Consider the following 22,960-nt stretch of genomic DNA (forward strand, 5'->3'; position numbering starts at 1 on the left):
AGCCCTCCCGCAGCGGCATCGCGATGGACCGCGCGGCCCTTCCCCTCGCGAACTGCACGAGATGACCGAGATGCGAGACCTCGAGAGAGATTCACAGGATGCGCGGGCGATGCTGATCGAGGCGGCTGACGCGGCGACCTCCGCGCGCCGCGCCGTCCGTCACGTCCTCGAGGGGCTCGAATCCATCATCGCGCTCCGCGCCTCCGCCGGAAGCGCGCAGGACATCCATCGCGTGCGGAAGCTGGTCGACGATCTCCGCGCCGCGCGGAGGTCGGCGGGCGTCTCGTTGCGTGCGGCGCAGCGCACCGCGGACGGCGCGCTCCACGCGCTCGGCGGGGAGTCGCCCGGCGATCGAGCGCGGACTCGAGCCCGCGACCGCGCCGAGCTGAAGGACGGGCACACCTCGCACCGTCGACGGATCCGGTGAGCGTCCCGAGCGCAGACGCCGCGACCGTCCGGCCTGAAGCGCGAGCGCCATGGCGACGCTGCCCGCGCGCGACGCCCTGCTCGAGCGCGCGATGCGGCACCGGCATGAACATTGCCCTTCCTCGGCGACCGTCGAGGCCACATAGCGCCCATGCGTGACGCGAACGAGCACAGCGCCTGCGTGGACGCCTGGTTGGCGCGGGCAGCTCGGGGCGCGCCGCCCGACCGCCTGGTCCAGCTCTTCGAACGAGCGTTCAACGCCCTGTGGCGGCGCGCCTACGTCCCCCTCGGGGAGGTCACGCTCGGCGCCATCGTGGATCGCGTGGTCTACTATGCCTGCGAGCGATACCCGGTCCTCTCGTCGCTCAGGGTGGAGTCGGCCGGGATCTGCTGCGTGGAGCTCCAGGAGCGCGCCGGGGGCGTGCGTCGCGACCAGATCGAGGAGGGGCTCCGGTTCGTCTTGGTGGAGTTCCTCACGGTCCTCGGAAACCTGACGGCGGAGATCCTCACGCCGGCGCTCCACGCGGAGCACTCGAAGGTCGCGCAGGAGGAGGCGGGCGGGATCGAGAGAGCGTCGGAGAACGCGCCCGGGATCTCCGAGGGCGAGGACGGCGAGGAAGTGGAGCCATGACGAAGAAGACGGCCATCGCGCGCATCGAGACGGGGGTGCGAAACCTGGATGCGCTCTTCGGTGGGGGGCTGCCGAAGGGGTCGATCGTCGTCGTCGCCGGCCCGCCGGGCGCGGGCAAGACGATCCTCACCCAGCAGATCTGCTTCCACAACACCTCGGCCAGGACCCGGGTCCTCTACTTCAGCACGCTCTCGGAGCCGACAGCGAAGACGCTGCGCTACCTGAATCAGTTCGACTTCTTCGACGCCGGGAAGATCGACGGGGGAATCCAGTTCGTCGACCTCGGCGCCATCCTCCGGACGAAGGGCCTCGACGGCGCCTCCAGGCTCGTCATGGATCACGTCAAGAAGGTCAAGCCGTCCATGGTCGTCATCGACAGCTTCAAGGTCTTCGACGACCTCGCCAAGTCCAAGGAAGAGCTCCGGAAGTTCGGCTACGAGCTCGCGATCAACCTCATGGCGTGGGAGACCACCACCTTCTTCCTCGGAGAGTTCGGGCAGAACGACATCGAGACCAACCCGCTGTTCTCGATCGTCGACGGGCTGATCATGATCAACCAGCGCCAGGAGTCCGGCGAGCAGCGGCGGGTCATCCAGATCGTCAAGATGCGCGGCACCGACCACAGCCGCGAGGAGCACTCGTTCGCCATCACGCGGGCCGGCATCGACGTGTTCGCGCCCCGCCTCACCATCCACCGGACGGCCGTCGAGGGCAAGGAGCCGCGCCTCAGGACGGGCATCTCGAGGCTCGACGAGCTCCTCGGAGACGGGATCCCGCGTGGCTCCACCCTCCTCATCGCCGGCGTGGCGGGGACCGGCAAGACGGTGCTCTCGCTCGAGTTCATCTACCGCGGCGCGAAGGCCGGCGAGAAGGGGATATTCTTCTCCTTCGAGGAGAGCGAGGCGCGGCTGCGCGCCACCGCCCGTGGCCTCGGCTGGGACCTCGACGCCGAGATCGAGCGCGGGATGGTCGAGATCGTCTTCATCCCGCAGCCCGACATCCTGGTGGAGGGGCACCTGCTCATGCTCAGCGAGCGGATCCTCGGCATGAAGGCGCGGCGCGTGGTCGTCGATTCGGTCTCGGTCTTCCTGCACAAGGTCAGGGACCCGCAGATAGACCGAGAGAAGGTCTTCCAGCTCGCCAGCGTCATCCACAACGCGCAGGCGGTCGGCTTCCTCGCCACCGACATCCCCTACGGCACCAACCAGATCAGCCGCTTCGGCGTCGAGGAGACCGTGGTCGACGGGGTCATCCTCCTCTCCTCGACGGAGGAAGGGCTCGAGCGCCAGCGCTACATCGAGATCTACAAGCTCAGGAACACCGCCCACCTCAGGGGCCGGCACAGCATCCACATCGGCCCGGGCGGGCTCATCGTCTATCCCCGTTACAACGCGGAGGCGGCGTTCGGCGAGCCGCCGCCCCCCCTGGACACGGCGCGGCGCCTGCCCTCCGGGGTGCCCGGGCTCGACGGGCTGCTCGGCGGAGGGCTGCTCGAGCGCAGCGTCACGCTCCTCTCCGGGAGCGCGGGCATCGGGAAGAGCACCCTGTCGATGCAGTTCCTCCTCGAAGGCTGCCGCCGCGAAGAGCCGGGGCTCTACGTCGCCCTCGAGGAGGGGCCCGCGCAGATCATCAGGACCGCGGAGGCGCTGGGGCTGCCGCTCCAAGAGGCGATCGAGAAGGGGCTCGCCGAGGTCATCTATCTCTCGCGGGAGCGCGTCCGCCCGAGCCAGTTCCTCTCGCTCCTGACCGACAAGATCCGCACGCAGAAGACGCGTCGATTCGTCCTCGACAGCGTGAGCCACCTCGCGGCCGAGGGCATCGCGGAGGACGAGCTGCGGCAGCTCCTCTACGCGCTGATCACACGGTTCAAGGCGCTCGGCGTGACCACCATGCTCACGCTCGAATCGAGCGTGATGTACTCCAGCGAGACCGTCACCGACCGCAGGTTCTCTCCGGTGGCCGACAACCTCGTCGTGCTCCGGTACACGCCCATGCCGGGCGAGATCAGGCCGACCCTCATGGTCGTGAAGACGCGCGGGAGCGAGCACGATTTCGGCGCCTACCACTTCACCATCGGGAAGGGCGGCGCCCGGATCGGGCGGCGCGCTGGCCTGGGTGCGCCTCTGGCGGCGAAAAACATCGAGCGCCGGAGGCGAACGAAGAAATAGGGGGAGGGGATGAGCGCTGGCCACCGGACGAAGGAGCCGCCGAGAGCGCACAAGGAAGAGGCGAGGAGCGACGACGCGCGGCGGGGAGCAGGAGCCCCGGCGCGGCGCGGCGGCGAGGATCCGGCCGCCGGAGGCCTCGATCGCGCGTCCCCTCGCGTCCTGTACCTCTACGAGATCAGCAAGCAGCTCACGCGCTTCGAGAGCGCCGAGCGGACCGTCCCGTCGGTCCTCGCGACCCTCGCGCGGGCGCTCCCCCTCCGCACCGCGCTCGTCCTCCTGGAGGTCCCGCGTCGCCCCGGGGTCAGGACCATCGTCTGGAGCGCCGAAGGTGTCGGCGCCGATCGACTCCAGGCAGCGAGGTCCCACGCCGCGACCTCGTACGCTTACCTCACCGGATCGGAGGCCGCGCGGCCGGCCGACCTGGAAGGCGGGCCGACCGCGACGAGCGCGCCCTCCGGACAGCCTGCCCGGGCCCCGCGGGCCGAGGCAGAGGAGCGCGGGTGCTTCGTCGTCCTCCCTCTCGTCATCGACCACCGGCCTGTCTTCGGCGCTCTCCAGATCGAGGGCGCCGCCCGTCTGGAGGAGCCGGATCTCGTGTTCATGAGCGCGGTGGTCAACCAGCTCGCGATAGCGCTCGATCGCCAGGCGGTCATCGACGCCAAGCAGGCGGCCGCGGAGGCGGCGCGAGAAGCGGCCCAGCGAAGGCAGGCCGAATCCGACGAGCAGCGGGCCCTCGCCGAGGCGCTGCGGCAGCGCTACGAGGCGCTCGTGGACAACCTCGCTCGAGCGTTCGTCTGGGAGGCCGACGCGCGCACGCTCCAGGTCCTCTACGTGAGCGCGCAGGCCGAGGAGCTCCTCGGCTATCCGCGCGCGCGGTGGCTCGCGGAGCCCGACTTCTGGAGCCGCTGCGCCGTGCCGGACGATCGCGGCGCGCTCGAACAGGCGCTCCGGAGGACGCTGGCCGCCGAGCGGGACCAGCGCTGCGACCACCGCTGTCGGACGGCGGACGGCCGCGTGCTCTGGCTCCACAGCGGCGTGCACCTGGTGAACGACAGCGCCGGCGCGCCTCGGCTTCAAGGCGTCTCGATGGACGTCACTCCCGCGAAGGAGGCGGAGGCGAGGGTCCGTGAGCAGCTCGAGTTCACGCGGGCGGTGACCGGCAGCATCGGCGAGGGCGTGCTCGCGATGGATCGCGAAGGGCGGATCACCTTCTTCAACCCCGCGGCCGAGCGCTTGCTCGGCTGGACGACGGAGGAGGTCGTCGGACGGCGCGTCCAGGAGGTCGTCCAGATTCGACGCGCGGATGGGACGTCCGTACCCGACGAGGATCACCCCGCGCTGCGGGCGATCCACACGGGCGAGCCGGTCCGGAGCGACGAGGACGTGGTTTCACGCCGGGACCGAGCGCCCTTGCACGTCAGCTGCACGTTCGCCCCTCTGCAGCGAGCAGGGCAGGTCTCGGGGGCGGTGCTCGTCTTCCGGGATATCATGGAGGTGAAGCGAGCCGAGCAGGTGCAGCGATTGTTCGCGGAGGTCAGCGCGGTCCTCGCCTCCTCGCTCGACTACGCGGAGACGGTCTCCTCGGTGGCGCGCCTGTCGGTGCACGCCCTGGCCGATCTCTACTTCGTCGACTTGGTCGACGAGAACGGCCGTGTCGAGCGCCTCGCGCCGACGTCCGCCGATCCCGCGAAGCAACGGCTGACCGAGCGGATGGAGGATTTCGCCCAACGACCGGGCAGGGAGACCCCGCAGGCGAAGGTGATGCGGACCGGCGAGCCGCTCCTCATCCCTGAAATCACCGAGTCTGCCGTGGGGGCCGCCGCCCACGATCCGGGCCATCGAGGGTCCCTCCGCGCAAGAGGCTCGGGAGCGGTGATGGTGGTGCCGCTCGTGGCCCGCGGGCGGACGCTCGGCACGCTCACGTTCGTGACGACGGAGCCGAGCCGCCGCTACTCCGCCGCCGATCTGGCGGTGGCCGAAGAGGTGGCGCGCCGGGCCGCCATGGCCGTGGAGCATGCGCGCCTGTACCAGCACGCGCAGCGCGCCATTCGCACGCGGGACGATTTCCTCGCCATCGTCTCTCACGACCTCAAGAACCCGTTGAGCTCCATCTTGACGGCCGCGGCGCTCCTCATGCGGACATTGCCGGCCGACGAGCAGGGAGCGCACGACAGGAGGAAGGCCGAGGTCATTCTCCTCGCTGCGCAGCGGATGCTCCGGATCATCGGCGATCTGCTCGACGTCGCCGCCATCGAGGCGGGTCGGCTGTCGATGGAGACGCGGAGGCACGAGGCGGGCGCGCTCGTCCGCGACGCGATCGAGATGGAGCAGGCGCTGGCGACGCAGAAGCACCTGGTGCTGGAGGGCGAGATCCGCGGCGGGGGCGGCTTCGAGGTGCTCTGCGATCGCGAGAGGGTCCTCCAGGTCTTCGCGAACCTGATCGGCAACGCGATCAAGTTCACCGCGGAGGGGGGGCCATCACGGTCCGAGCGGAGCCACGTGGCGACGAGGCGCTCTTCGCCGTGAGGGATACGGGGGCGGGGATCCGCGCCGACGAGCTCCCTCACATCTTCAATCGTTTCTGGCAGGTGGCGGAGACCGCGCGTCTGGGGACCGGGCTGGGGCTCACCATCGCGAAGGGGCTCGTGGAGGCCCTCGGCGGGAGGATCTGGGCGGAGAGTCAGTTCGGCGCTGGCGCCACGTTGTTCTTCACGCTCCCCCTCGCCCGGCCGGAGGGCGCCGCCGCCGGAGGGAGCCGCTAGAGAACGTCGGCCCGCGACCCCGGGCTGCGCGTGGTAGCGGGAGGCGCGATGACAACTCGCAGCTGCCTTGTGTTCGCGCTCATCGCCGGTGTCGCTGGCGCCTTCATTGGACGGGTCTCTATGCGCGACGCGCCAGGCGCACAAACGTTTCCGAGCGCATCGCCCCCGAGTTCGACTGCGGCATCTCCCGGCCGTGGCTGCAGAGAGGAACGCGCCGTTCTCGCCTCGACCAGGGCACAACTGGAACTCTGCACGGCTCTTCGTTCGCGGGTTCCCGAGGCCGAGCCATCTGGCGCCGCCAAGCCATCCGAGCCCGATCCTCCGGAATCCCAGCCCTTCGACCAGCGCATGTCGAAGGTCGAAGAGATCCGGCGGAATCGCCGGCTCTTGGACAGCTATTCCGAGGCCGTGGTCGTCCAGCACTACGATGGGAGAACCGGTGTCTACAAACCTGACGAATGGCCGGATGACGGCGATGGGTACATCGTCGCGCGCAAGTTGCCCGGCGGACGGCTCGGAGTTTATGCAGGGCCAGACGCCGGACCACGCACAGATCCCGACGCATTCCGCCCCTGGGATCCTCCGATCCCTCCGCGACGCGTCTGGAACCGTGAACCGGATGGGACGATCACAATCGACGGAGAGCCTGCGAGCCCTGGCGTGCAGTTCATGTTCGGCGGAAAGATCGATCGACCGTCGAAGCCGTCGCAGTGAGAATGCGCCATGACAAGTTCTCGCGTCTTCGGGTTCGTCATCATTGCCGGGGCTGGCATCCTTGGCGTCTTCCTCGGACGCGCCGTACCCCACGATGCGCCAGCTGTCGCAGCGGATGCTAGCGGGTCACCCACGTCTCCGGGCACGACGCCTGCCGACGATGCGTGCGAGGCCGAACGAAGCGCCCTGGCCGCGACCAGGGCAAAACTGGAACTCTGCATGGCCATTGACACGGCGGAACCAGAGGCCGCGCCGTCCAGCGTTCCCGAGACCCCCGAGCCCGAGCCTCCAGCTTCCAACGTCGAACCGACCGTCCAAGAGATCATCGCCGAAGAGATCAGGAGCTATCACGGTCGTCTGGACAGCCTGCCCGAGGCTGTGATCGTTCAAGAGGCGGATGGAACGATCGGCATCCATAAACCCGACGATTGGCCGATCGACGGTGACGGTCTCATCATCGGACGAAAGCTCCCAAGCGGAGAGATCGGATGGTATGCCGGGCCAGATGCTGGACCACGCTCCGATCCTGCCGCGTTTCGACCAACTAAGTCCGTAATCGTCTTTGCGCACGACTTCGTGCGTGAAGCAGACGGGGCGATCAGAGTACGTCGAGGTGCTCCCGCTTGGATAAAGCGCAGGCTCGGCGAGAGGGTCGATGAACCGGTGAGTCCGTAGCTCATCGAGATCGGTGCAGAACCGCTCTTCGGTCGCGCCGAGGCGCCGACCGATTGCGGTCGGGCCAGGGCGGCGTGGGCGCGGAGGACGGCGCCGGGGGCGAGCTCTGTCGCGATAGGGAAGACGACCCGATCCGTCGATCGAGCTGGCTCGCAACACGGCTTACTCAGAGAAGCGCAGCGTCTCCACGGCGACGCCATCCTCTCCCGTCGTCATGGTGCCGTCATGGCTCCAGCTCGTGCCGCCTGGGCCCGGCAGGCCCAGCTCGAAGGTGACCCCCTCCAGCGTGAGCTGGTCCTCGTCGAGGTAGGCGATCCCGATCACGTCTCCGCCGCGCCCGGGGCCGCCGTAGCCGCCGTCGCCGCCGTCACCGCCGCGGCCCCCCTCGCAGGCCCGCGCTCGGTCGCGGCCGTCGCCGCCCGGCGCGCCTCGTCCAGGTTCGCCACCTTGCTGGGGCGGCCCTCCGTGGCCTCCCCGCCCGCCGGCGGGCGCCTCGATGACGCTGTCCCGGACCGTCACCCTGGCGTGCAGCACAGCGAGGCCGATCGACGGCCAGCCGTTCCCGCCGCCTCGACCCCCTCGACCGCCACAACCGCCGGCGCCTCCGGAGCCGCCGCTGGCCCCTCCCTTGTCCGCCGCCGTGCACACGGCGAGCCCGCCGCGCCGGCCGCCGCCCCCGCCTCCACCCTGGCCCGGCGTGCCCCTGCCGCCGTCCGTCCCCCTGTCGCCCTCCCATCCCGTCTCGGTGAGGCGCCCGATGCCCTGGCCGGCCGCCCCCACCGTTCCCGGGGACCCGGCGAGCCCGGACCGGCCGTTCTCGCAGACGCTGTCCTCGCGCTCCGCGTCGCCGCCGAGGCCCGAGTACGGGTCGGACGCCGGCACCGGGTCACCGGTGTCCCCGTCCTCGGCCCGCGCGGGAAGCCCATCACCGCCTTTGCCACCGGTGCTCGACGTTCCGTCGTCACACGGGTTCGTCACCGCCGCGCCCCCGGGGATCGTGGCGGCGGAACACCCGTCCTCACCGAACAGGCCATCGGGGCCGGCCGCCGCTCGGCTCGGCCGCCACTCTTCCCCGTCGTCGCCCGCCCTGCCGCCGTAGAGCGCCCTGATCTTGCTATGGACGATCTCCACCGCGGTGTTGGACTGAACGAGCACCCCGATTTGGACCCCGCTCTGGATCCACAGGTGATCGAGCGTCGAGACCCCGTCCGCGGCCCCCGTGTCGCCGGGGCGTGCCGGCTCGACGATCACCGCGATCCGCTCATCGGTCTCGGAATTGATGTGGCCGTGGCTGTCGCTGCTCCGGCGCCGCCATTCGAGGAAGTCGAAGCCGGCATGGATGTCCACGCCGGAAGGAAGCCTGATCGCCCCCACGAAGGTATCGGTGGGCATGAACACGCGACCGCGCCCGGTGCGAGCGAGCTCGATCGCCCGCTGGACCGAGCGAACCGGCCGGTCCTTCGTGCCGGGGTTCGCGTCGTTGCCGTCGAGGATCTCGCTGTTGACGAACACCCCGCAGCCGTCCATGGCGCGATCCGCGGCGAGCTCCTCCAGGCACGCCGACTCCGGGACGGCATCGCCCGGACAGGCGGACCGAGCGTCGCACGGCGGTGCGCCGCCCGGCTCGTTCACCTCCGGAGAGTTCCCGCAACCGGCCATGGCGAGCGGTAGGACGACGAACGGAAGGAACACGGACTCGACGCGCATGGGCATGCCTCACCGGAAGCGTCCCTGGGGACGCACGCTATCCAAGGCGCTAACGGGGCAGCTCGTTCGGCCCGCCGAACGCCTGGGTCTCCGCCGAAGGACCGGAACCGCCTTTGCCAGCCACATCCAGCGTGGCGGCGTTCCCCGCGAGGCCGCCCTCGCCAGCCGCTCCGAACTTGATGGCGACGCCGGGCCGGAGGGCCAGGTTGGGGACCACGTACGCGATGCCGACGGACGGGCCGCCGAGCCCACCGCCAGCGTCGCCCCCGCGGCCGCCGCTGCCGCCGCTGCCGCCATGGCAGGCGTTCCACATCCCGGCCACGAACCCGTTGCCACGCTTCCCGCCGTGCCTGCCGAAGCCGCCTGGCTGACCCGTTCCGCCGGTCCCCCCGTTCCCGCCGCGGCCCGTGAACACCTCGGTGGCCTCGATCGTGAGCTCCGTGCCCTCGAGCGCCACGATGCCGATGCTCGCGCCGCCGTACCCGCCGCCCTTGCCGCCCAGGCCACCGCAGCCGCCGCCGCCCCCCGATCCGCCGGAAGCCCCGGTCTGGGGTCCGGAGGCCGGGCACACGGGGGGACTCACGCCGTCGCCCGCGTTGCTTCCGCCCCCGCCGCCCCCGGCCTGGCCGACGCCGCCCCGGTCCCCGTCGTCACCGCGGACGCCGATCCACCCATCGTCGGTGAGATAGCCAATGCCGACCGCGCCGCCGGCGCGGCCACGGTCCGCGCCGGGCGCGCCATCTTTCCCGTCGCTGCACGCCATGCTGCCGGCGCCGGCTCCTCCGAGGCCCTTGCCCTCGGGGTTCGGTGCGGGCTCGGGCTGTCCCGGAGCGCCGTCGCCGCCCCGTTCGATCCCGCCATCGCCCCCGTACCCGCCCGTCGACTCGATGCCCTCGCCGCAGGCGGTCACGACCGGAAGCGCGCCCGCCGCGGCGCCCGCCGTGCAGGCGTCCGCCCCGTCGTTCCCATACTGCCCGCTCTGCGCGCGGACGCTCGGCGCGTCCTCACCGGGCTCCCCGTCCTTGCCGTTGCCCGCGATGACCACGCTCGATACGAGCTTCACCCTGGCGCCGTAGCTCAGGATCACGGCGATCGACGACCTGCCATCGATCGCCGAGGCGTCCGCCGCCACGACGCGCACGCCGGAGATCGTCGACGTCGCGTCCTCTCCCTCGATGACGCGCAGCGGGACCCCCCCGGGCGGCGCGATGGTCGTCCGCTGAGCGGGCCCGCCGAACGACCAGTCGCCTCCGTCGCAGCGTCGGCCGCCCCAGAGATCGACGCCCGAGGGCAGGGAGATCGCCTCCTCGAACACCTCGTCGCAGGCGTACACGCGCCGGGTCGGCGCCTCGCCGCCGCCTCGTCCGGTCGTGGCCAGCTCGACCGCGCGCTGGAGCGTCTTCACCGGCGCGTCCTTCGTGCCGGCGTGGTCGTCGTCGCCGTGCTCGCTAGCGAAGATCCCGCACGCGTCGAGCGCCTGCGCCTTGCCGGGCTCTCCCTCGCACGGTCCGGGCGAGGGCTCCGGATCGGGGGCGCAGTCCAGCCCTTCCCAGCAAGCATCGGAATAACGGCACGCGGTCAACGTGCTCGCGCTCCACGCGCAGAGCACAACAGCCACAACGGACTCTCGCCTGGTCGCTTTGCCCCCGTCCCTCATTCCGCGTGCACCGTAGTTGCGCCAGCCGTACGGCGTCAACCAGCAGGAACCCGCATCAAGGAGCATTTGCCGGTGAAAAATGTCTCTCGATAACGCAATGCGGCCCGCTGGTCAGCGGTATGTGCGGGCCTTTCGCTTCCGGCGGGCGCTCGATCCGTCCAGTGCTTCGGAGCGACGCGCGCCGTGCCGCGCGCTCACTCCAGCAGAAAGTAGCGTGCGTCTCGCTTGATATCGAAATGGAAGTGATCCGCGTGCGCCTCGTTCGCGTTGGGCGTGAGGACGACGTTGAACAGCCCGCTCGTGGAGATGGAACAGAGGATCTCCCGCAGCTCGAGCGCGTGGGGGCTGGGCGCCTTCGGCTCCGATCCGGGGCCGCACGGCGGCGCGCCGATGGCGCCGAGCCAGTCGGCCTTCACGTCGAGTCGAGTCCCGTCGGCCTTCACGAAGGCAGCGACGTCGATGGCGAGCCCGAGGGCGTGCTGGTTGGGGCGCCCGGGCGCCGCCGCCGGCTTCTTCGCGGCGCGCTCACCGGGCTTCACCGCCTTGCCAACGGCCTTCGGGGTCTTCTTGCCTGCCGGCGGCTTCGCGGGCGCCTTCGCCGGAGCGACAGCGCCCGCTGGACCGGGCCGGTGCATGCTGAAATGCACAACCTCGGTGATCCCGCGCGTCGCCAGGAACGCGGCGAGATCGTCGAGCGCGAGGACCAGCCGGCAATCGGCGATGTCGAACGGGGAGGCCGACCTGGGCTTCGCCACGCCGTCGCCGCGGAACATGACCCCGCGCAGCGGGCCGGTGACCCTGACCGGCCGGTCGACCAGCGGGGCGCCGCGCGCCGGGGCGTGCGGGATCCCGCGGCGCTTCATCTCCCTGTCGCAAGCGTCGGCCGAGAGCCCACCGTAGGTGGCCGCGCGCGACGAGGCGGACCACGCGGGCAGCTCGAACCGGGCGCCGCCCGCGTCCCAACCGCCGTCCAGGAGGGCGGCCGCGCCGTCCGCAGGCGCAGGCGCAGGCGCGCCGGCGTCGCCGTCCAGAGGGCCGTCCCCGCCATCCGCGAGCGCCGTCGCTGCACCGGGGGGCGCGGGCGCCGCCGCTGCGGGGGCATCGACCCGCTCCTCCGAAGCGTGGCGTAGTGAGGCGATGCCGAGCGGCGTGAGGAGCGCCGCAGCGCCGATCAGGGCCGCGCCCAGGGTCAGCGCACGGCGGGAAGGGAGCGCGCTCATCTCTGGCGGAGCTTAGGAGAAACCGGGCAGCCTGGCAGCCTTCGTGGCACCGGACACGGGCCGGGGGGAGGCTCCCCGCAGCCTTCGTGGCACGGGAGACGGTGGCCCGTAACGGTGCTCTCTGGTTCATGGCACAGCACGTGCTGTCCAACCATCGCCACATCCAGCGCGCCTGTCACGGAGCGAGCAGCACCCGAGCCATTGGCTCGCGCTCCGCAAGGGCCGGGCTCCCGTCTGGCAGGGCGACGTCGCTATCCAGCCCCGCGCGGGCCCGAGCGTCATGGCGCAAGATTACGACGTTCGGCGGCACGCCGTCAGAAAATCAGCCGGGAGGTCGATTGACGGCTTGGTGGGGATGATTATCCCGGCCCGGAACGTCCGGTGTGCGCCGGACGTTCTCAACACATCCAGCGCGCGGGGGTGAGGAGCGCACCAACCCTGTTCTCCGCTGCTCCGCGACGACGAACAACGAGAGGTCATCCCCTCATGACGAAACCTTCTCCGCTCAAGAAGAAGCCCGCTCCCAGGAAGCCCGCGGCCCCGCCCCAGGCGGCGGCGGCGTTCGACAAGACCCTGCCCGAGATCGAGGCGCTCAGCGCCGATCGGCTCATCGCCATCAACCTCGATATTCCCCGTATTGTCTCCCAGGTGCTGGGCGTATTGCCCGGCCTCCTCGCGCTGCGCTCCGCCATCGCGGAGCGCCTGCCGACGCACGAGATCGCGTCGCTCGACCGACTCGAGGCCTATGCGCTGGCTGCCTGGTACGCGCACCTCGCGTGGCTGTCGAGCGGAGGCGCCGAGAACGCGCTGAAGCCGCTGCTCGCGGAGGCTGCCCCGCTGCGCGAAAACCTGCTGAGCGACGCCGAGACGCTGGCCCGCCGCGGCCTGCTCGACGCGGACACGGTCGCGGAGATCCGGGCCGGACAGGGGTACATCGACACGGCCAATGATCTCGTCGCGCTCTCGGCGCTCTTCACCGCGAGCTGGTCGGAGGTCACCGGCAAGACGGCAGCGACCGAGCAAGAAGTCAGGCGCGCCGGGGAGATCGGGCCGCAGATCCTCGCGGCCCTCGGCGTGAGGGAGCATGGCAAAGGTCCCGGGCCGACCGAGGCCGCGGACAGGAGGGCGCGGGCGTTTTCGCTGCTCGTCCACGCCTACGACCAGACCCGCCGCGCCGTCGCGTACCTGCGCTGGGATGAAGGGGATGCCGATTCGATCGCGCCGTCCCTCTACAAGGGCCGCACTGGCCGCGCGGCGTCGTCCAGCGACACCGCCGCGGCACCGGCGGACGAGGCGCCGGCTGGGCCGACGGAGCCGGCGTCGCCCGCCGCGCTGAACGGCGCGGCAGTGCCCGCGGTGCCCGGCGCCGCGCTGAACGGCACGACGCCCACCAGCTAAATGTCACCGCCGCGCCCGGGCTGCCGTGGAGCGTCCCGGTCACGCCGTCGTGCGCGCTGAGCTCCCATACCGCCTCCATCCACCCAATATCGGGTTAAGCGAGGCTCAGCCAATAGCCGCGTTCGACGTCGAGGCAGCGCGCACGCCGTTTCACGCCCGGATGACGCCGTCCTCATCATGGACGGCCAATCGCTGCTCGACGAGGGCAGCTGTGGCGCCCGCCGCGCGCACGCCGACCAGGCACTGATGTAGTCACGAATGCCTCAACATCGGCGTAGATGGCGCGGTTCGGCATGAGCGCGGCGCTTGACGCGCGATGCAGCGCCGTGGCACGGCTGTTCGCCGGGGAGGCTGCGATGTCGCCAGTTCCGCGTTGGTCGCTCCGGGCGTTGATCCCGCTCTGGATGTTTCTGGCTTGCGTGCTCGGGTCGGGCGGGTGCCAGTGCGCCTTCGGTGAGCCGCTTCCGGAGCCACCTGGCCTCGTCGCCTGCCGGACGCAGCGCGCGCATGGCCCTGCCACGTCCCGTCCCGCGCCGGAGGTCGAGACCGTCGCCGCCGGCACCATCCCCGGGGCGTTCTCCATCACGAGCACCGGCGAGGCCGTGTACACCATGGGTCTGGCCTCCCCGCCGTCGCGTGCGGGCATGGGTCCCGGGCTCCAGCTCGTCTACCGCAGCGACGGCGGCGACGGCGTGCTCGGAAACGGCTTCTCCCTCAGCGGACTGTCCGCGATCACGCGATGTCCGAAGAGCCTCGCGCAAGACGGGGAGGTCCGCGCGGTGCGGTACGACGGAGACGACGGGCTCTGCCTCGACGGCCAGCGCCTCGTCCCCGTGGGAGAGGGGCCGGGAATCATCGAGTACCGCACGTTCCCGGACACCTTCGTCAAGGTGGTCGGACACTACGCTCCGGAAGGCGGCGCGCCCGCCGAGGCGCTCTTCTTCGAGGCCTATCTGCCCTCCGGCCGCGTCGTCGAGTACGGGCGCAACGATGGCAGCAAGCCGCTCGCGCGAGACGGCGTCCCGCGCGCGTGGCTCGCGAACGAGGCCCGTGACGGCCGCGGCAACGCCATGACGTACGCGTACTGCCTCGCCGAGGCCGAGGACGGTCATGCCGCCGAGTACGCGATCGACGAGATCCGTTACACGAGCTTCGAGGGCACGCCGTCTCTTGCGCCCACCCGGGCGGTGCGCTTCGTGTATGGTACCAAGGACTCGGCCGCGGTTCGCATGGGCTACTCGGGTGGCATGGCGCTCCAGCGCTCGCTTCGCCTGGAGGAGATCCAGATGCTCGGTCCGGGCGACGCGCTGGTCCGGAGCTACGGTTTCCGCTACGAGCTCAGCCCGACGACGAGCCGGACGCTCCTCACCCAGGTCGAGGAGTGCGCGAGCGACGGGGTCTGCAAGCCTCCGACACGGTTTCAGTACAGCCGTGGAAAGCCCGGATTCGAGCGGCTCACGACGGACATCGACAAGCCGGTCTCCGAGAGGGCGAGCCCGATGGTGTTCGACATCGACGCCGACGGCCTCGACGATCTCGTGATTCCGGACATCGTCCCGGGGTCCAGCACGCCGTCGCATCCGATCACCACGTGGCAGGTGGCGCGCAACCTCGGGCCCAGCGCCTCGCCGTCCTTTCTCGCGGCGCCGGAGCGCGCCTTCCTCCAGGATTGGCTGTTCGCCGCCGATGCGGATGGACCGTCCGACCCGGCCCTTCTTCAGCCCGAGCTCGGGACGGTGCTCGATTACAACGACGATGGGCAGATGGACGTCTTTCTCCACGACGTCTTCGACACCAGGACCACATGGCACGTGCTCCTGTCCCGGCCGGACCGGACCTTCGCGCTGCATGACACGGGCATCCGCCGGCCGTTCCCGCTCGGGAGCACGCCAAGACCGCCGAGCCTGAGCAGCCCCGTCGCCTCGGTGCACCTCGCCGATCTCGACGGCGACTCGGTGCCGGATCTGATCCAGTGCCAGGACCACGTCGAGGAGCTGGTACCGGATCCGCGGTCCACCGTGTGGACCGTCCACCTCTGGAGGCCCGCGCGCGGCGCGACGCCCGCGGAGTTCGGCCCCACGGGCGAATCGATCGAGGTGCTCAGCGCCTATCCATGCGATGTGGAGCTCCACACGCTCGACATCGACGCCGACAGCAAGATCGATCTCGTCGTGCCTTCCCTGATGTTGTGGAATGACGGGACGCCCCTCATCGGAGAAAGCTACGAAGCGATCATGCGCCGGGGCGAGGGGCGCTGGGAGCTCATCGACACCAAGCTCCCTGTCGTGCGGCGCGGGGGCCGCGTCGTCTTTCTCGACGTCAACGGCGACGGCCTGCCCGATGCCGTCGAATCCGGCAGCAGCGACCACCAGCTCTATACCTACCTCAACACGGGGCCGACGTTCGTGATGTCGCCGTTCCGGACCGTCGACGCGTTCAGCTTCGGCGATCTGCTGGGGGCCCCGGATCACGACGCGCTTTTCCGCCTCGCGGTGCCGCTCGACTTCAACGGCGATGGACGGCAGGATCTGCTCATGCCCGTCCCACCAGGCATGCTGCTGAGTGGCTCCAATGTCCTCCCCTCCTGGGGCGTCCTGCAAGCGACGGGCGACCTGGCGGGGCCGCCGTTCAAGCTCGTCGATGCAGGGGTTCCTTTCGAGGCCAAGCTCGGCGACGCGATCACGCTCGCCGATCCGCGCGGGCCGCGCACCGGCGATCTCGACGGGGACGGGGCCCAGGACGTGATCCTGGCGCTCGGCGGCGTGTTCAACGTCTTCCAGAACCTCTCGGCCGACCAGGATCTCCTGGTCGCGGTCTCTGATGGGATGAACGCGCACGAGCCGACCGAGCCGGGCTTCGTGCCCAACGTGAGCCTCTCGTACGGCCACCTGACCGATGCGCCGGTCACGAGCGGAGGCGCGGAGGAGGATCCTGAAAGGAGGAGCGCGCTCTACGTCGCGCGTTCCGGCGCGGCGGACGACTGCGGCTATCCTCGGCGTTGCGTCGTGGGCCCTCGCCGGGTGGTCAGCGCGTACGCGCTCAACAACGGCGCGGATCGAGCGAGGCGCTTCGAGGTCGGCTACCGCGACGGGCGTTACCACCGGCTGGGCCGCGGATTTCTCGGGTTCGGCGAGCGGATCGTCACCGACCTGGATACGGGTGCCGTGACGATCGACGTCTACGACCACGGCACCTTCGACGACGAGCTCCAGGTCTTTCCCTTCGCGGGGAGCGTCCAGCGGACGCTGCGCGGGGCTCCGGGGCTCGCGAGCCAGCCCAGGCCGGAGCAGATCGAGCTCTCGTTCCGCGACGTGACGCGGACGCTCGTGCCGACCAACGACGGCGCCACGTACTTCACGCTGCCCACCGAGCGCCGGGTGAGGCGAGCGCAAGGGGTCTATCCGTCCCCGAGCGGCGCGACGCCCTCCGTCGAGGCGTACGTGCGGGAGATCGAGCGTGGCGGCGACGGCGCGACGCTGCTGCGCGACTCGGTATCGAAGGTGACGGACTTCGACACGTTCGGCAACGTGCGCGCCGAGGAGATCTCGACGGAAGACGTCGACCTGACGCTCGAGGTCACGCGGTCGTTCAACAACGACACCGAGCGCTGGGTCCTCGGCCAGCTCGAGACGCAGAAGGAGTGCAGCGCCGCGGCGGGGATGTCGCAGTGTCGGACCCTCACGCGAACGAACACGATCCACGGCGAGGTGGAGACCGAGTCCACCGAGAGCGACGACGGCCTGCCGGACACGAAGCTGAGGCTCACCTATGCGCGCGACGACTTCGGGAACATCACCGGCGTCACGGCGGAGGACGCCTTCGGGCACAAGCGGCCATTCAGCACGGGCTTCGACGAGGAGGGCATGTTCCCCGAGAAGTACGTGAACGCGGCCGGGCACACCACGCTCGTGGAGTTCGACGACGCGCTCGGCGTGCTCCTCAAGCGGGTCGATCCGAATCAGCTCGTGACGACGTGGGCGCACGACGGCTTCGGGCGGCTCGGCGTCGAGAGGCGCCCGGACGGCACGACGACGACCGTCACGCTCGCTCGCAGCAAGGAGGGTGGCCCGGAGCAGGATGCCTGGCGGGTGAGGCAGCGGAGCATCACGACCGGCGGTGCCGACGATACGGTGGAGTTCGACAGCCTCGGCCGCCCGATCCGATGGCTGGGACACGGGCCCGAACCGGAGCCGTCTGAGGGCTCGGGCGGCGCGAAGCGCATCATGCAGGAGATCGGGTACGACGCGCTGGGCGAGCACATCGCGCGGCGCTCGGTGCCGGTCAGGGAGGACACGCCCGAGAGCGCGATCCTGCACGATCGCTACCAGTACGACGCCGCGGGCCGCAAAGTGCGCCATACGACGCCGTGGAATGCTGTCACGACGACGGAGTACGATGGCCTTCGCGTGCGCGTCACCGACCCGCTCGATCACGTGACGGTGACCGAGCAGGACCCGCTGGGGCGCATCAAGACCATCACCGACGCGGCTGACGGGATCACCCGTTACGCGTACGGTCCCTTCGGCCTGCTGCACACGGTCACCGATCCGGGCGAGGCGGTGACGCGCACGACGCGCGACGCGTTCGGCCGTGTCCGGCAGCTCGACGACCCCGATCGGGGCACGACGGTCTCGATCCATGACGGCTTTGGCGAGCTGATCTCGTCGACCGACGCGCTCGAGCGAAAGGTCACGTGGACGTACGACGCGCTCGGTCGACCCCGCTCACGCGTGGACCAGGACGGCGCCGAGCGCCTGACGACCACGTGGACCTGGGACACCGCGGCGCACGGCGTCGGCAAGCTCCACACGCTCGCGAGCCCCGGCGGGGAGAAGACATATGGGTACACCGACCGCGGGCAGCTCGACACGACCGCGCTCCGCATCGACGGCGAGCGCTCTCCTCTAGAGGCCAGGCTCGGCTATGACGACCTCGGTCGCGTCGAGACGGTCACGTACCCGGCGCAGGCCGGCGCGGCGCCGTTCGTCGTGGCCCACGATCGCGACGCGCACGGCCATGTGCTCGCCGTACGCGACAGCGGAACGAACCTCGCCTACTGGCGCTTGGCGGACGTGGACGACGCTGGGCGCTTCCGGGAGGAGGTGTTCGGCAACGGCGCCGTCACGGAGCGGAGCTACTTCGCGGACAAGCAGCGCCTGAGGCACATGGCGACGCAGAGCCGCGCGGGGGAGGTGCAAGACCTGGACTATGGGTTCGACGACCTCCTGACCCTCACGCGCCGCACCGATGCGCTCCAGCCAGAGAACACGACGGAGCGCTTCCGGTATGATCCGATCCAACGGCTGACGTGCGCGTACTTCGGCGATCTCGAGAGCGCGACGGCGCCCTGCGCGCTCCGCTACGACTACCACCCGAACGGCAATCTCACCTTCAAGTCGGACGTCGGTGACCTCTCGTATGACGACCCGCTGCACCCGCATGCGATCACCGGCGCGGGCACGGACACCTTCGCGCATGACGCTGTCGGTAATCAGACGGCGCGGCCCGGCGGCACGACGGTGCGCTATACGCCGTTCGACCTGCCGGAGCAGATCACGCAGGGCGCGAGCACCGTCACGTTCGGCTACGACGGCGACCAGCAGCGGATCCGCAAGACCACCCCGGAAAAGGAGACGCTCTACTTCGGCGATCTGTACGAACGGGTCACCGAGGCGGCGTCAGGCGCCGTGGAGCACCGGTACCACGTCCACTCGCCGGAGCGCGTGGTGGCGATCGTGACCCGGGGAGGCTCGAACGACGGCACGCGCTACGTGCATGTCGATCACCTCGGCTCGATCGATGCGCTCACCGACGAGGACGGCGACGTGATCGAGCGGCGGAGCTACGACCCGTTCGGGCAGCGCAGGGACCCCGTGTGGGGGGAGCGCCCGCCGGCGTCGTTCCCGAGCGAGACGACGCAGGGGTTCACCGGGCACGAGAGCGACGACGAGCTCGGGCTCGTGAACATGAAGGGCAGGATCTACGATCCCAGGATCGGGCGGTTCTTGACGACGGACCCGATCGTTTCGATTCCGTCCTTCGGGCAGAGCTGGAATCCGTACAGCTACGTACGCAACAGCCCGCTCAATCATGTGGATCCGAGCGGCTTCCAGGAAGAGCCGGTGGAGGCGCCGATCCTGCCGGTCGACTCGGTGGTGCACCCGGAACACTACGCCGTAGAGATCTTCTACTCGCCGCCGAAAGCAAACCAGCCTGAAGAAGGGCCGCGCGAGGCCGTGGAGGTCGGCGCCACGACGGCGCCTATCGACGTGGGCACGACCGGAAGCTCGTCCGGGTACGTGCCGCAGCCGGTGACCGTCTCGCCGGAGCACTCGGGCGTCGGCGGCCCAGGCACCGTCGTCGGCCAGACCTTGCTGGGCGCCGCGGAGGGGACGCGCGACCTCGGAGCAGGGATCGGGCGGATGCTCGTGCTGAATGCGCTGACGCTGGGGATGTACAGCGGCTACGAGTTCGCCAGCGCGATGTGGGACGGCTACGACGAAGACGGCGTCGTCGGCGCGCTCAACGCCGTCAACCCGCTCTACCACATCGGCCGCGGCGCGGCGGACACGGCCCTCGCCATCGATCGGGATGACTATCGGACAGCGGGCGCGGCGGGAACCAAGGCGATGGTGCTCGCCGCGGCCACCGTCTTCGGGATGGGAAGGGGGCTGGGGGCGGCGGAGGAGGGAGCGGTTGCGATAGGAGCCGCACGCGGGGGAGTCAGGGCGTACTCGGTCGCATACGAGACCCCCCTGCCCAAGCTCGAAGCCGGAACTCGACCGGCTCACTTCAGGGCAGCAAACGAAGCGCTCCTCGCCGATATGCGGGCGAGCCCAGAGCTATCCCATGCCATGCGAGGGTTGAGCATCGACGTGCCCACTTCTGCTTCCGGTGCCCCCAGGGGCCTCTCTCCGTCAGGTTGGACATGGCACCACGTACCCGAGAGACCTGGTGTTGTACAGCTGGTCCCGCGTGCGCAGCACACCGCGGGAAGCGGCTACTACGAACTAATGCATCCTGAGGGCCGAGGCGGGTTCTTTCTCTGGGGAAAGGAATTCTAACATGACCAGTCTGCTGGACTTGATCGCCAAGATCGATCAGATGGATCGTGAGGATGTGATCTTCGTGAAACCGGAATGGCGCCCCGACTCAGAAGCGAGCACGTTTCGGCTTACCGAGGACTATCGTGTTCCTGACGAAGCAAGGGTTCTCGGCTATGAGTACTTTCTTGAGGTTGATACCATTCAACAGGTCCTCGAAGAGTTTCGCGGCCGCCCAGATGCGACGCTCAACGAAAAATGCCAACGGATCATTCATTATGCAATGTACGATGCATAGATATACTGGTTCCCCGTGAACGTGACGGCGGTGGGTTGGCGGTAACGTGCAAAAGATGCTGCGCCGAGCAGGCCGACATGTCGACCTCCTCGGCCCTATCGCGCGGACGAGGTTGCCACCGTGCTCGCGCACGTCATTGTGCTCGAGATTCCGTCCACTCGCCGGAGCGCGTGGTGGCGATCGCGACCCGGGGAGGCTCGCTGGCCCGACCCGCGCGCGATGGCGATCTGCCGAGCTCTTCGCGAAGCGGGCATTGCACCATGGTTCCCGATGTTCGCGCGGTCACGGGTGAACAGCGTCCGCCTCGTTTGGCCGGCATCGCGCTTGGCCTGCCTGGGGCCTGGGACCGCTCCGTTGCCGTTCGACACGGAATTTGCTCGACTCCCCCCGATGTCTCGCCCCTGCATCGCGGCCCCCGGCCGCCTCGCTTCCCTCGGCCGCCTCCACATCGCCCTCGGGCTCGCGCTTGCCGCGCTGCTCGCGCCCCGCCAGGCCCCGGCGCGCGGCGCGCCGGCCGGCGGCGGGCCAGCGCCGTCTGCGCGCCCCGAGGCGCCCTCGCTCGTCACCGAGGCCGAGCGGACCGGCTTCCGGCGCACCGGTCGTTATGCCGAGGTCGAGCGGCTATGCCGCGACTTCGAGCAGGCCTATCCGGGCCGCGCCCGCTGCGTCCGTTTCGGCACGACGCCCGAGGGCAGGCCCCTGCTCGCGATCGCCGCCTCCGACGACGGCACGCTCGACCCCGCGGCGGCGCGGGCGAAGCGGCGCCCGGTGATCCTGTTCCAGGGCGGCATCCACGCCGGGGAGATCGACGGCAAGGACGGCGGCTTCTGGGCGCTCCGCGAGCTGCTCGACGGCGCGATGGCGCCCGGCGCCCTGGCGGCGGCCACGGCGGTGTTCGTCCCGGTGTTCAACGTCGACGGCCACGAGCGGTTCCGTCGAAACCAGCGGCCCAACCAGCGCGGCCCCGAGGAGATGGGCTTCCGCGCCACCGCGCAGAACCTCAACCTGAACCGCGATACAATGAAGGCCGAGGCGCCCGAGATGCGGGCCATGCTGGCGCTGCTCGACGCCTGGGATCCGGTGGTCCAGGTCGACCTGCACACGACCGACGGCGCGAAGTTCCAGCACGACATCGCGGTGGTCGTGGAGCCCTCGGCGCCTCACCCCGGCGGGCTCGACGCCGTGGCGCGCGCCCTCTCGGGGGAGCTCCAGGCGCGCCTCTCCGCGCTCGGTCACCTGCCGCTCCCGTTCTACCCGGCCTTCCGCGAGGACGACGACCCCTCGTCGGGGATCTCCACCGAGCCGGGGCCGCCGCGCTTCTCGCAGTCCTACAGCGCCGCCCGCAACCGCATCGGCGTGCTCGTCGAGACGCACAGCTGGGCCACCCACGCCGAGCGCGTGCGCGCGGTCCACGACCTCCTCGCGGCGCTCTTCGAGCGCGTCTCCTCCGGTTCCGGCGCGGGCGCCCTCCGCGCCGCGGCCGAGCGCGCGGACGCCGCGAGCGCGCGCCTCGCCGGCGTCCCCTTCGCCCTCACGCACCGCGCGGGGCCGGTCTCGCGCATCTTCCCGTTCCGCGGCTTCGCTTACGAGAAGCGCGCCTCGGAGATCTCGGGCGGCACGTGGACCCGTTACGACGAGTCCCGCCCGGAGATCTGGCGCGTGCCGCTGTTCGACCGCCTCCAGCCGGACCTGACGGTCACCGCGCCCGAGGCCGGCTACGTCATCCCGGCGGCGCACGCGGCCTGGGTAGCCGACAAGCTGCGCCTGCACGGCGTGCGTTACCAGATCCTCCCCGGGGCTCGCCCCGGCTTCGCCGTCGAGGCGTTCCGGGCCGACGCGGTGACGTTCGAGCGGCCCTTCGAGGGTCGCACGCGCGTGAAGCTCCAGGGCGCCTTCCGGTCGGAGCGGCAGGATCTTCCGGCAGGCTCGCTGTTCGTTCCCATCGCGCAGCCGCGGGCGCCCCTCGTCCTGCACCTCCTCGAGCCGCTCGCGCCCGACTCCCTCGTCGCCTGGGGCTTCTTCAACGCCTCCTTCGAGCGCAAGGAGTACATGGAAGCCTACGTCGCCGAGGAGGAGGCCCGCAGCATGCTCGCCGCGGATCCGGCGCTGCGCGACGAGTTCAATGCGCGCCTGCGCGATCCTGCGTTTGCGAACGACGCGAAGGCTCGCCTCGATTTCTTCTACAGGCGCCATCCGTCCTGGGACGAGCGCGTGAATCTCGTCCCGGTATTCCGCGTCGCCGCGCCGCCGTGACAGGCCTC

14 protein-coding genes are annotated in these 22,960 nt (G+C 70.3%); 11 read left to right on the plus strand and 3 right to left on the minus strand.

Translation table 11 applies throughout. From position 1 onward, the window contains the following. The first annotated feature begins 61 nt into the window (after window positions 1–61). The 7 genes from WMF11_RS19670 to WMF11_RS19700 all read left to right on the plus strand — a co-directional run bounded on the left by WMF11_RS19670 (window position 62) and on the right by WMF11_RS19700 (window position 7,376). The gene (locus tag WMF11_RS19670; protein WP_437978557.1) at window positions 62–427 is read left to right on the plus strand and encodes a hypothetical protein; all 366 of its coding nucleotides are present in this window, start codon (window positions 62–64) and stop codon (window positions 425–427) included. Window positions 428–577: 150 nt separating this feature from the next. Continuing rightward, window positions 578–1,057 carry a hypothetical protein gene (locus tag WMF11_RS19675; protein ID WP_437978558.1) on the plus strand — a complete coding sequence of 160 codons (480 nt, stop codon included), beginning with the start codon at window positions 578–580 and terminating at the stop codon, window positions 1,055–1,057. After that, the gene (locus WMF11_RS19680; protein ID WP_437978559.1) at window positions 1,054–3,225 is read left to right on the plus strand and encodes an ATPase domain-containing protein; all 2,172 of its coding nucleotides are present in this window, start codon (window positions 1,054–1,056) and stop codon (window positions 3,223–3,225) included. Before WMF11_RS19675 ends, WMF11_RS19680 begins: the two co-directional genes overlap by 4 nt. A gap of 9 nt (window positions 3,226–3,234) precedes the next feature. Further along, complete coding sequence (locus WMF11_RS19685; protein WP_437978560.1) at window positions 3,235–5,751, plus strand: sensor histidine kinase; 2,517 nt, start codon at window positions 3,235–3,237, stop codon at window positions 5,749–5,751. Beyond that, window positions 5,748–5,987, plus strand: a complete 240-nt coding sequence (locus WMF11_RS19690; protein ID WP_437978561.1) for an ATP-binding protein — start codon at window positions 5,748–5,750, stop codon at window positions 5,985–5,987. Before WMF11_RS19685 ends, WMF11_RS19690 begins: the two co-directional genes overlap by 4 nt. A gap of 348 nt (window positions 5,988–6,335) precedes the next feature. Next, the gene (locus tag WMF11_RS19695) at window positions 6,336–6,701 is read left to right on the plus strand and encodes a hypothetical protein (RefSeq protein WP_437978562.1); all 366 of its coding nucleotides are present in this window, start codon (window positions 6,336–6,338) and stop codon (window positions 6,699–6,701) included. 219 nt (window positions 6,702–6,920) lie between these two features. Further along, window positions 6,921–7,376: a hypothetical protein gene (locus WMF11_RS19700; RefSeq protein WP_437978563.1), complete on the plus strand. Its 456-nt coding sequence runs from the start codon at window positions 6,921–6,923 to the stop codon at window positions 7,374–7,376. Between the two features lie 162 nt (window positions 7,377–7,538). On the opposite strand, the gene WMF11_RS19705 is transcribed toward WMF11_RS19700, so the two are convergent. From WMF11_RS19705 to WMF11_RS19715, 3 genes are all read right to left on the minus strand, one after another. After that, the gene (locus tag WMF11_RS19705; protein WP_437978564.1) at window positions 7,539–9,083 is read right to left on the minus strand and encodes a hypothetical protein; all 1,545 of its coding nucleotides are present in this window, start codon (window positions 9,081–9,083) and stop codon (window positions 7,539–7,541) included. A gap of 49 nt (window positions 9,084–9,132) precedes the next feature. Next, window positions 9,133–10,701, minus strand: coding sequence for a hypothetical protein (locus tag WMF11_RS19710; protein WP_437978565.1), 1,569 nt, complete (start codon window positions 10,699–10,701; stop codon window positions 9,133–9,135). 233 nt (window positions 10,702–10,934) lie between these two features. Next, entirely contained in the window at window positions 10,935–11,960 is a 1,026-nt protein-coding gene (locus WMF11_RS19715) for an extensin family protein (RefSeq protein ID WP_437978566.1), read from the minus strand. 486 nt (window positions 11,961–12,446) lie between these two features. On the opposite strand from WMF11_RS19715, the gene WMF11_RS19720 reads away from it, so the two are divergent. The 4 genes from WMF11_RS19720 (at window position 12,447) to WMF11_RS19735 (ending at window position 22,952) form a co-directional block, all read left to right on the plus strand. Then, the gene (locus WMF11_RS19720) at window positions 12,447–13,358 is read left to right on the plus strand and encodes a hypothetical protein (RefSeq protein ID WP_437978567.1); all 912 of its coding nucleotides are present in this window, start codon (window positions 12,447–12,449) and stop codon (window positions 13,356–13,358) included. 356 nt (window positions 13,359–13,714) lie between these two features. After that, window positions 13,715–20,422, plus strand: a complete 6,708-nt coding sequence (locus tag WMF11_RS19725; RefSeq protein ID WP_437979324.1) for an RHS repeat-associated core domain-containing protein — start codon at window positions 13,715–13,717, stop codon at window positions 20,420–20,422. Between the two features lies 1 nt (window position 20,423). Next, window positions 20,424–20,699, plus strand: a complete 276-nt coding sequence (locus WMF11_RS19730) for a DUF7716 domain-containing protein (protein WP_437978568.1) — start codon at window positions 20,424–20,426, stop codon at window positions 20,697–20,699. Between the two features lie 390 nt (window positions 20,700–21,089). Continuing rightward, a complete protein-coding gene (locus WMF11_RS19735) occupies window positions 21,090–22,952 on the plus strand; it encodes a M14 family zinc carboxypeptidase (protein WP_437978569.1) in 1,863 nt (620 codons plus the stop codon). Window positions 22,953–22,960: the final 8 nt, after the last annotated feature.

This window comes from Sorangium sp. So ce295 (assembly GCF_051527405.1).
In the GTDB taxonomy this organism is placed as follows: Bacteria; Myxococcota_A; Polyangia; order Polyangiales; family Polyangiaceae; genus Sorangium; species Sorangium cellulosum_B.